Here is a 9,282-nt window from a genome sequence, read left to right as displayed (position 1 = left end):
GGCGCTCTGCGTCGCGGCCACGGTCCTGCGGGTGATGGCGGTCATCGGCGGGTGGTGCGGTAGGTGATGCGTCGCAGCAGCGTCTCCGCCGGCCCCCGGTGACCGGTGACATTCAGCGTCCAGGCGGCGGCCAGCGAGACCAGCCAGGTGACGACCGCCACGCCGGCGGCGGCGTACGTGCCCTCCAGGTGCAGCGCCCACGGCGCGAACAGCGCCAGCCACACCGCGGACTGCAACAGGTATCCGCTCAGCGACCGTTGCCCGAGCGCGACCACCGGGGCGAGCAGGGCACGGCCGCGGCGGGCACGGTCGAGTCGCAGTGCCAGCAGGCCGAACAACGCCACGTAGCCGGGCCCTCCGTACTCGCCGCTCACGGCGTGGACGAGTGCCATGGTCTCGACCGTAGCGGCGTCGACGTGCACGGCACCAGCGGCGATGAGCGCGTAGGGGAGCGCGCCGACGACGGAGATGCCGAGGCAGCCGACGGCGACGCGGCGCAGCAGCACGCGGTGCGCGGCGGGGTTCTCCAGGATGCGGTGCCGGGCCGCCCAGATGCCCAGCCACACGATGACGATGAACGGGAGCACGGTGGCGGTGTGGACCGGCCACTCGGCGAGGCGGTCGAGGATGGACTGGCCGTACGACGATGCGGCGAGCGACGGGTTCGGCGTGTTGGTGAGGACGGCGTTGCCGCCGCGCGCGCCGACGAGCGCGGTCACCGCCAGGACCCCGGCGTACGCGGTCTGGATGCCCCAGAGCCACAGCACGACGCGGTGGAACCGGTCGCCGCGGCGCAGCAACAGCAGGGTGGCGGCGATACCGACGATGCCGTACGCGCCGAGGAAGTCCCCGAAGTACAGCAGCGTCGCGTGGCACAGGCCGAAGACGATCAGGGCGGCGTTGCGCCGCAACAGGATCCGCCGTCCGCCCTCGCCCTGTCGTCGGGCGATCTGCACGAGGCCGTACCCGAACATGACGGCGAAGACCGGGTAAGCGCGGCTGTCGACGAACATCGCCAGGACGGCGTTGATGACGCGCTGCGCGCCGTGCGGCGTGCCGTCCAGGCCGGGCTGGCCGGCGAACGCGGCGTTCGCGGCGTTCGCGAGCGCGATGAACAGCAGCATGGCGCCCCGGGCGAGGTCGGGGGCGAGGGCGCGGTCGGTGCGGGGGACGGGGCCCGGTTGGAGGGCCGTCGTGCTGACGGTTGCGGTCATGGTCTCAGGCTCGCCGCTGGCGCGACGCGTTTCGAGGAGCCTGGAACCCCTCCCGTGGTGGTGCCAGTACCCCTATGCGTCGAGGTAGGCGAGGACGGCGAGGACGCGCCGGTTGTCGTCCTCGGAGGACTGCAGCCCGAGTTTGGCGAAGATGCTGTTGGTGTGCTTGGCGACGGCCTTCTCCGTGATGAACAGGGCGGCGCCGATGGCGGCGTTGGACCGGCCCTGCGCCATCTGCCCGAGCACCTCCCGCTCGCGAGGGGTCAACCGGTCCAGGGGCAGCACCCGGGTCCGGCTGTCGAGCAGCTTCGCCACCACTGTGGGGTCGAGCGCGGTGCCGCCCGCGGCGACCCGGCGGACCGCGGCGACGAACTCGCCGAGGTCGGACACCCGGTCCTTGAGCAGGTAGCCGATCCCGCCGTGGCCGTCGGCGAGCAGTTCCCGCGCGTACAGTCGCTCCACGTATTGAGAGAGCACCAGCACCGGCAACCCCGGCACCTCGGCCCGCGCCGCGAGCGCGGCCCGCAGACCCTCATCGGTGTACGACGGCGGCAGCCGCACGTCGACCACGGCCACGTCGGGGCGCCGCGTGACGAGTTCGGTCAGCAGATCCGGCCCGGTGCCCACGGCGGCGACCACCTCGAAGCCGTGGGCCTCCAACAGCCGGATCAACCCGTCCCGCAACAACACGAGGTCTTCCGCCACCACCACCCGCACCCGGCAACGGTAGCGGGCCCGCCGCCGGGTGTGGGTACGCGTCAGCGCAGGCCGGCGAAGAGGTCGTCCTCGGGCACCGGCGCGCCCGTGGTGTCCCGCACCCGGACGAAGGTCTCCCTGCCCATCAGCTCGGTGAACCGCTCCGGGCCCAACTGGAGGAAGAAGATGTTCTCGGTCTGGCTGGCGTGCGCGGCCAGGGCCTCGAACTTCTGCGCGCCGTAGCTCCGGGTGTCGACCCAGGTGGTGATCTCGTCGTCGGGCAGCCCCAGCTCGGGCTGGTCGGACGACGGGTCCGGCTCGGCCCACTCGACGCCGAGCTCCTTCATGATCCGGCCGAACTCCGCGAACGCCGTCCGCGGCACGGTGGTCCAGTAGACCTTCGCGGGGATGTCGGTCTGCGCGACGGCGGCCATGGTGATGCGATGCGCCTGGATGTGGTCCGGGTGGCCGTAGAAGCCGTTCTCGTCGTAGGTCACGATGACGTCCGGCTGGTAGCGGCGGATCAGGTCGGCGAGCCGGTCCGCGGCCTCGGCCACCGGCGTCGTCCAGAAGGAGCCGGGCTGGTCGTTCGTCGACCAACCCATCATCCCGGAGTCGGCGTAGCCGAGCGTCTCCAGGTGGGTGACCTTCAACGTCGCGCAGCTGTCCTCCAGCTCGGCCTGACGCATCGCCACGACGGCGGCCGGGTCGTGGCCGGGCTCACCGGGCTTCGCCCCGCCGGGGCCGTCGCCGCATCGCCCGTCGGTACAGGTCACGAGGACCGTGGTGACACCTTCGGCCGCGTACCGGGCGAGGACGCCACCGGTGCTCGTCGCCTCGTCGTCGGGGTGCGCGTGCACCGCCATCAGGGTCAGGGATCGCTCAGCCATGTCATCACCCTACGACCAGCGCGGCGACCACACGGGAAGTGTCCTGTTCGCGGACGCATTCTAGCGATCCGCTCACCGGCCCTGCTGTTCTTGCGCAACTCGCTGTCCGGCGGCTCGTGGATTCCTACGATTTCGGGGCTGGGCCGGTGGTCCGGGGCCGCGTTTCGACAGCCGGAATCAGCCGAGGAAGGGGACCGGTTCGATGGCACTGTTCGATGACGTGCGACAGATCGACGCCGGGGTCCTGAACGTCGGATACGTGGACGCCGGCCCGGCCGACGGCGCTCCCGTGATCCTGCTGCACGGCTGGCCGTACGACATCCACAGCTTCGTCGACGTCGTACCGCTGCTCACCGACGCCGGCCACCGGGTCGTCGTGCCGTACCTGCGGGGTCACGGCACGACGCGGTTCCGATCCGACGACGCCGTCCGCAACGGCGAGCCGGCCGCCATGGGGCTCGACCTCATCGCCCTCATGGACGCCCTGGGCATCGACAGCGCGAAGCTGGCCGGGTTCGACTGGGGTGCGCGTACGGCCGATGTCGTGGCCGCGTTGTGGCCTGAGCGCTGTTCCGGTCTGGTGTCGGTCAGCGGTTACCTGATCGACGGCCAGGAGTCGGGCCGGACGCCGCTGCCGCCGAAGGCCGAGTTCGCCTGGTGGTACCAGTTCTACTTCGCCACCGAGCGCGGCCGGCAGGGGTACGACCGCAACCGCCGCGACTTCGCCCGGCTGATCTGGCAGACCGCATCGCCGCGGTGGATGTTCGACGACGCGACCTTCGAGCGCAGCGCCGCCGCGTTCGACAACCCCGACCACGTCGACGTCGTGATCCACAACTACCGGTGGCGGCTGGCCCTCGCTGAGGGCGAACCGCAGTACGACGAGGTGGAGAAGCGCCTGGCCGGCAAGCCGAAGATCTCGGTGCCCAGCATCACCCTGGAGGGTGACGCCAACGGCGCTCCCCACCTGGACCCGAGTGTCTACGGCAAGCAGTTCGCCGGCCGGTACGAGCACCGGACCGTCGGCGGCGGCATCGGGCACAACCTGCCCCAGGAGGCGCCGCGGGCCTTCGCCGACGCGGTCCTGGAGGTCTGAGCGCGCTGCGCTACGGGCGTTCGGTGCGGGTCGGGTCGCCCCGCACGAGGTCGTCGTGGATGCGCCAACGGGCGGTGGTGACCGCGCGGCGGGCCGCCTCGTCGCCGCGCTCGACACGCTGGCGCAGCAGCTCAAGGGCGATGCGCCGGTTCAGACTGAACTGCCGTTCGTCGTCCACCACCACGACCAGGCCCGAGGGGCGGTGGGTGGCGCGTACCGCCGTGCTGGCCTTGTTCCGGTGCTGGCCGCCGGGACCGCCGGTGCGGCAGCCGACGATGTCGACGTCGGCCTCGGCGAACGTCGTCGGCGGTGCGTCGCTCGGCGGCGGTTGCGCGGTCACGTACCAGTTCTTTCGACCGGCGCTCGTCCGGTAGGGGCTGGGCGCCTGCCAGCACAGCGTCCCCGTCCAGGAGGCGGCGAACGCCTCGACGTCGGCGCCGGACAGCCGAATCAGCACTGACCGGTAGGTGCCAGGACGGTCACCGGGCACCGCGTGGACCCGCTGGACGGTCACGCCCTGCCGGGTGGCGTCAGCCTCCAGGCGGCGCAACAGGTGGGCCAGCGCCCACGCGCACTCCCGCGGCCCACGGCCGGCGGACAGCAGCAGCTGCGCGCTCACGACCGACCCTGCCCGCGACGCTTGTCGCGCCGGTCCGACCTCGACGCGGCCCCGACATCCGGCGTCTTGTAGGTGACCAGGGGGATCGTGGTGGCCACCGGCGTGGCGAGCCGGTGCTCGACGAGATCGCCGATCACCTGCTCGATCCGCTTGTACGCCGTGGGCGCCTCCTCGAAGAGCAACTGGCGGTCGCCGCACACCACCAGGGAACCCACCGGGGTACGCCGCAACTCCTCGACCGTGTGCTTGGCCCGGCCCCGGCGCAGCGCGTCGGCACGGGACATCTTCCGGCCCGCGCCGTGCGCCACCGAGTGGTTGGCGTCCGCCCCGGCGTGGGCGGCCACCAGGTACGACGCGGTACCCCGCGTACCGGCGACGAGCACGTCGCGGCCGTCACCGGGCGCCGCCCCCTTGCGGTGCAGGTAGACGCCGTCGCGCACCTCGACCAGGTTGTGGCACTGGTCGACGACCGGCTCGGTCGGCTCGGCCCCCAGGGCGTACGCGACCCGGGCGGCCAGCAGCCGCCGGTTGAGCGAGCCCCAGCGCACCGCCTCGTCGTGCCGGGCCAGGTACGCGGCCGGGTCGGGAGCGGGGCCCGCCCCGTGCGTCTCGGTGTGCGTGCGCAGGATCCGCTCACCCAGGCCCCGCGAGCCGCTGTGCACGACGAGGACGAGGTCACCGGTGGCCAGCCCGAGTCGGTGCGCGTGCTCGGGTGCGAAGACGGTGTCGACGCGAGCCAGCTCGACGAAGTGGTTACCGCGGCCGACCGTACCGAGACCGTCCCGGTGGCCGGCGGGAACGTCGCCCGCGACGACGGTCCAGGCCGGATCGTCGGCGTCCCGCTCGGGGTCGAGCGCGCGGTCGAGGTCGGGGAACCGGGCAGCCAGCCGCTCGGGTACGACGCGCCGGAGTCGAATGGGGAACACCGCGATGCCGCAGCCGATGTCCGAGCCCACCAGGAACGGGTACAGCACGGTCGACGCCATGGCCGCGCCGATGGGGGCGCCCTTGCCCGGGTGCAGGTCCGGCATCCCGGCAACGTGGACCATGCCGTCGAGGGCGGCCACCTGCCGGCACTGGTCGAGCGCGGCGGACTCGATCCAACTCGCGGGGGACGCGAACACGGCAATGGTGGCCGGGGCGGACGGGGACGAAGACTCCCGAGGGGAGTGGTGCTCAGACAACGACGCTCACTTCTCGCTGAATCGCAAGGGGACGGACGGCGGTACGGCACCGAGCGGCGCGAAGCGGCCTCGGCGCGGTGCTCAGGTGGTGTCCGTCAGTACGTCATGGGCACCACTCTGGCGACGCCCGTCGTGCGCGGCAAGCGATTATCGACGGGGGGCCCGGCACGCGGCCGGCCTGTCCCGGCAGCAGCTGGTGAGGCCCGCTCGACGCTGCGGCGTACGCTGCCGCGATGCGAGCCCGGCGGCCCTGGACGACTGGCTGGCCGGCCTGCCGAGGCGCTGAACCTCGCGGACGGCCCGATGACACCTCAGCGCAGCCGGTGCTCCGGCTGGATCGCGCGACCCAGAACGCACGGCGAGGAGGGGCTGGAACTGCCGGCCGGGAACCGGAAGCGACGCAGCTCGTCGATGGCGAACCCGGCCGCCTCGATGGCGGCCGTGGTGTCGCGGCCGGTGTGGCAGCCGCCGAACAGTTTCGGCCAGAGCGTGGCGTCGGAGAACCGTTGGACCCGACGGAGGCGACCGGGCTCCTCGGCGGCGACGTGCTCGAAGAAGCGCAGCTGGCCGCCGGGGCGCAGCACACGGTGGATCTCGGCGAGCGCGGCGGCCTGATCGGGCACGGTGCACAGCACCAACGCGACCACGACCGCGTCGAACTCGCCGTCGGCGGCGGGCAACGCCTCGGCCAGGCCGTCGACGACCGTGATCGGCACCGGCGCGGCCGGCGCCGCCCGGACGGCGGCGGCACGCAGGCGGCGTTCCGGCTCGACCGCGACGACCTCGGTCACCGTCCGCGGGTAGTGGGCGAACATGCGCCCGTTGCCGGCGCCGACCTCGAGCACCCGGCCGGTCAGGCCGGCGACCAGGTCGCGGCGGAACTCGGCGGTGCCGGCGCGGTCCATGGCGACGCTGAGCCTTTCGTACACCCGCGCGAACACCGGGTGGGACACCGCAGCCACGTCGACCTCCAGCCTCTGACGATCAGGATTCCGGGCAGCGACCACAATCATGGGCGGTGATGTCAACCGCGCCGGTGTGGCGCGCTCCGTGGGCTGGTTCTGCCCCGCGATTCCGCGCAGCGTACGGAGACGGGAAGCCCTCCGATCAGCGTCACTCGGGCGGCGCGTGCCGCAGGCGTTGCGCCAACTCCAGCCGCCAGACCAGGCCGATCGCGACGACCGGCACCAGCGCGAACACCGCCAGCACCCGGCACAGGGACTTGACCATGGCCTCCGAGCGGGGGTTCGCCGGACGCATCCAGATCGCCACGTTTACCAGCAGGAACGGCAGCAGAAGGCACCCGCAGCTCCACGATGTCGCCGAGGGTGTCGGGCCCGCTCACCCGCGCTGATCCATCCGCCGTCGCCCCCCGAGGCGTCCGACCGCCCGGCGCCGGCGATCCAGCCGCGGGTGGCCCCACCACCCGCGTGGCAGACCGGGGTCTACCCCGCCCGGACGCGCCCAACCGCGCAGGCGACGCGCCGCACCGCACGGGTGACCCCTATGCGGTCCGGGCGCTCCCGGCCACCTGTCTGCGGTACGTCCGCGGCGAGACGCCGGTGACACGTTTGAAGGCCACGCTGAGGGCGCTCTCCGAGCCGTACCCGACGGCCAGGGCGATGGTGGCGACGGTGTCCGAGCCGCGGCGGATGCGGTCCGCCGCGAGTTCGATCCGCCATCGCGTGAGGTACTCCAGCGGGCCCACGCCGACGACCTGCCGGAAGCGGGCGGCGAGCGTGGAGCGGGAGACGGACGCGGCGCGGGCGATCTCGTCCACCGTCCACGACTGCGCGGGCCGCCCGTGCATCGCCCGCAGCGCGGGAGCGACCACCGGGTCGGCGAGCCCGGCCAGCCAGCCGGACGTGTGCTGCGGACCGCGGGCCAGGTGCAGCCGCAGCACCTGGATCAGCAGGACGAGCGCCAGGTGTTCGGCGACGAGTCGCGATCCGAGCTGTGCCTGCCGCAGCTCGCTGTCGATCTCGTCGAGCGCCCACCGGATGGTGGCGGCCGCGGGGGTGTCGGCGGGCACGTGGATGATCGGCGGAAGGCTGTCCAACAGGAGACTGCGACCCCGGTCGCCCAGGGAGAACGCGCCGCCGATGAGGAACATGTCGTCGCCGTCGCCCGCGTGCGCCACGCCGTCGGCAGCGGCGGCGAAGATCGGGTACGCCGGCTGGACCGGTGCGTCGGGGGCACTGAAGAGCGTGTAGGCCACCGGCCGGGTCAGCAGGTAGCAGTCGCCCTCGGCGAGGCCGATCGGCTCGGGCTCGCCGTCGACGAGCAGGAAGCAGCGGCCGCGCCGGATGGCGTTGAACTTCGCGCCGGCCGGTGGGTCGAACCGGACCGCCCAGCGCCCTCCGGCGACGAGGCCGGCGGAGACGTGACTCGTCGCACCGAGCAACGCCAGTACGTCCTCAAGGGGATCCATCCGCACCGTCCTGGACGATCACTAAAGTATCGCGGATCCTAGACTATAGGCAGTCCAGGTTCAGGTTCATAGTCTGGCTGACATGACAGCGAACCCACGCCTCACCACGTCGTTCACCGCCCGTGCCACCGCCGCCGAGATCCTCGACGGCGTGGACCTCACCGGGCGCCGGATGATCGTCACCGGCGGCGCCTCCGGCCTCGGTGTCGAGACGGTTCGCGCTCTGGCCGGCGCCGGCGCCGAGGTCACCGTCGCGGTCCGTGACCCCCAGCGGGCCGCCGCGCTCGTCGCGGAGTTCGCCACCGACGCCACCCGGGGCGCCGTCCGGTCGGCCGCGCTCGACCTCGCCGATCTGGCGTCGGTCGACGCCTTCGTCGCGGCCTGGCGGGGCCCGCTCGACGCGCTGGTCGCCAACGCCGGCATCATGGCGCTTGCGACCCGGCAGCTCTCCGCGCAGGGCTGGGAACTCCAGCTCGCGACCAACTACCTGGGGCACTTCGCGCTCGCCGTCGGTCTGCACGACAACCTGCGTGCCGCCGGGGCGGCCCGGGTCGTGGTGGTCAGCTCCGGGGCGCACCTGGGCGCTCCGTTCGACGTCGAGGACCCCCAGTTCGAGCGGCGCCCGTACGACCCGTGGTCGGCGTACGGGCAGTCGAAGACCGCGGACGTCCTGCTCGCGGTCGGCATCACCCGGCGGTGGGCCAAGGACGGGATCACCGCCAACTCCCTCAACCCCGGGTACATCCACACCAACCTGCAACGTCACCTGGACGACGACATGATGCGCGCGTTCGGCGCGATGGACGAGGCGGGCAACCTCGTCGTGCCGGACCACTACAAGACGCCCGCTCAGGGAGCGGCGACCACCGTCCTGCTCGCCGCGTCACCCCTGCTCGACGGCATCGGCGGCCGGTACTTCGTCGACAACCAGGAGGCGGAGGTGGTGCCCGGCGGCCCGAACGCCACCGGCGGGGTCGCCGACCACGCAATCGACCCGGTCGCCGCGGACCGGCTCTGGGCGTACGCCGAGAAGATGCTCTCCGCGCGCTGAGCGCGACCGCCGTCGGACGCCGGGCGCGGCGCGCTCGCGCCTGGCCGCGCCCGGCAGCCCGGATTGATCGGGGTACGGCGGGGAAGTGACTCCCCGGGGCC

Annotated in this window: 10 protein-coding genes; 2 read left to right on the top strand and 8 right to left on the bottom strand. The window is 72.8% G+C overall.

The window, feature by feature from the left end; all coding sequences use genetic code 11:
- Nucleotides 1-41: 41 nt before the first annotated feature.
- The 3 genes from AB0J68_RS19205 to AB0J68_RS19195 form a co-directional block, all read right to left on the bottom strand.
- Nucleotides 42-1,214, bottom strand: a complete 1,173-nt coding sequence (locus AB0J68_RS19205; RefSeq protein ID WP_363939705.1) for a DUF418 domain-containing protein — start codon at nucleotides 1,212-1,214, stop codon at nucleotides 42-44.
- 72 nt (nucleotides 1,215-1,286) lie between these two features.
- Nucleotides 1,287-1,931, bottom strand: coding sequence for a response regulator transcription factor (locus AB0J68_RS19200; RefSeq protein ID WP_354861068.1), 645 nt, complete (start codon nucleotides 1,929-1,931; stop codon nucleotides 1,287-1,289).
- A gap of 41 nt (nucleotides 1,932-1,972) precedes the next feature.
- Complete coding sequence (locus AB0J68_RS19195; RefSeq protein ID WP_355067985.1) at nucleotides 1,973-2,800, bottom strand: PIG-L family deacetylase; 828 nt, start codon at nucleotides 2,798-2,800, stop codon at nucleotides 1,973-1,975.
- 202 nt (nucleotides 2,801-3,002) lie between these two features.
- Here AB0J68_RS19195 and AB0J68_RS19190 point away from each other — a divergent pair, with 202 nt between their 5' ends.
- Nucleotides 3,003-3,896, top strand: a complete 894-nt coding sequence (locus AB0J68_RS19190; protein ID WP_363939703.1) for an alpha/beta hydrolase — start codon at nucleotides 3,003-3,005, stop codon at nucleotides 3,894-3,896.
- A gap of 10 nt (nucleotides 3,897-3,906) precedes the next feature.
- Here the strand turns inward: AB0J68_RS19190 and prfH are convergent, their stop codons facing one another.
- From prfH to AB0J68_RS19165, 5 genes are all read right to left on the bottom strand, one after another.
- A complete protein-coding gene (gene prfH / locus AB0J68_RS19185) occupies nucleotides 3,907-4,515 on the bottom strand; it encodes a peptide chain release factor H (RefSeq protein ID WP_354861063.1) in 609 nt (202 codons plus the stop codon).
- Nucleotides 4,512-5,699: an RNA ligase RtcB family protein gene (locus AB0J68_RS19180; RefSeq protein WP_363939701.1), complete on the bottom strand. Its 1,188-nt coding sequence runs from the start codon at nucleotides 5,697-5,699 to the stop codon at nucleotides 4,512-4,514. The genes prfH and AB0J68_RS19180 overlap by 4 nt, the downstream gene beginning before the upstream one ends.
- A 311-nt stretch (nucleotides 5,700-6,010) precedes the next feature.
- Complete coding sequence (locus AB0J68_RS19175) at nucleotides 6,011-6,661, bottom strand: methyltransferase domain-containing protein (protein WP_363939699.1); 651 nt, start codon at nucleotides 6,659-6,661, stop codon at nucleotides 6,011-6,013.
- Between the two features lie 151 nt (nucleotides 6,662-6,812).
- Nucleotides 6,813-6,971 (bottom strand): hypothetical protein, encoded by a 159-nt coding sequence (locus AB0J68_RS19170; RefSeq protein ID WP_354861058.1) that lies wholly within the window; start codon nucleotides 6,969-6,971, stop codon nucleotides 6,813-6,815.
- A 232-nt stretch (nucleotides 6,972-7,203) separates the two neighbouring features.
- On the bottom strand, nucleotides 7,204-8,130 hold the full coding sequence (locus tag AB0J68_RS19165; protein ID WP_363939697.1) for an AraC family transcriptional regulator: 927 nt from the start codon (nucleotides 8,128-8,130) through the stop codon (nucleotides 7,204-7,206).
- 82 nt (nucleotides 8,131-8,212) lie between these two features.
- Here AB0J68_RS19165 and AB0J68_RS19160 point away from each other — a divergent pair, with 82 nt between their 5' ends.
- Nucleotides 8,213-9,181, top strand: coding sequence for an SDR family NAD(P)-dependent oxidoreductase (locus AB0J68_RS19160; protein WP_363939695.1), 969 nt, complete (start codon nucleotides 8,213-8,215; stop codon nucleotides 9,179-9,181).
- Nucleotides 9,182-9,282 lie beyond the last annotated feature (101 nt).

Origin of the sequence: Micromonospora sp. NPDC049580 (assembly GCF_040675595.1) — a bacterium.
Taxonomy (GTDB): domain Bacteria; phylum Actinomycetota; class Actinomycetes; order Mycobacteriales; family Micromonosporaceae; genus Micromonospora.
This window is presented reverse-complemented; position numbering and strand designations above follow the sequence as displayed.

What these genes read in the sequence shown, in the direction of transcription:
- AB0J68_RS19205 (WP_363939705.1), bottom strand. Translation starts at nt 1,214, where the DNA reads ATGACCGCAACCGTCAGCACGACGGCCCTCCAACCGGGCCCCGTCCCC.
- AB0J68_RS19195 (WP_355067985.1), bottom strand. Translation starts at nt 2,800, where the DNA reads ATGGCTGAGCGATCCCTGACCCTGATGGCGGTGCACGCGCACCCCGAC.
- AB0J68_RS19190 (WP_363939703.1), top strand. Translation starts at nt 3,003, where the DNA reads ATGGCACTGTTCGATGACGTGCGACAGATCGACGCCGGGGTCCTGAAC.
- AB0J68_RS19165 (WP_363939697.1), bottom strand. Translation starts at nt 8,130, where the DNA reads ATGGATCCCCTTGAGGACGTACTGGCGTTGCTCGGTGCGACGAGTCAC.
- AB0J68_RS19160 (WP_363939695.1), top strand. Translation starts at nt 8,213, where the DNA reads ATGACAGCGAACCCACGCCTCACCACGTCGTTCACCGCCCGTGCCACC.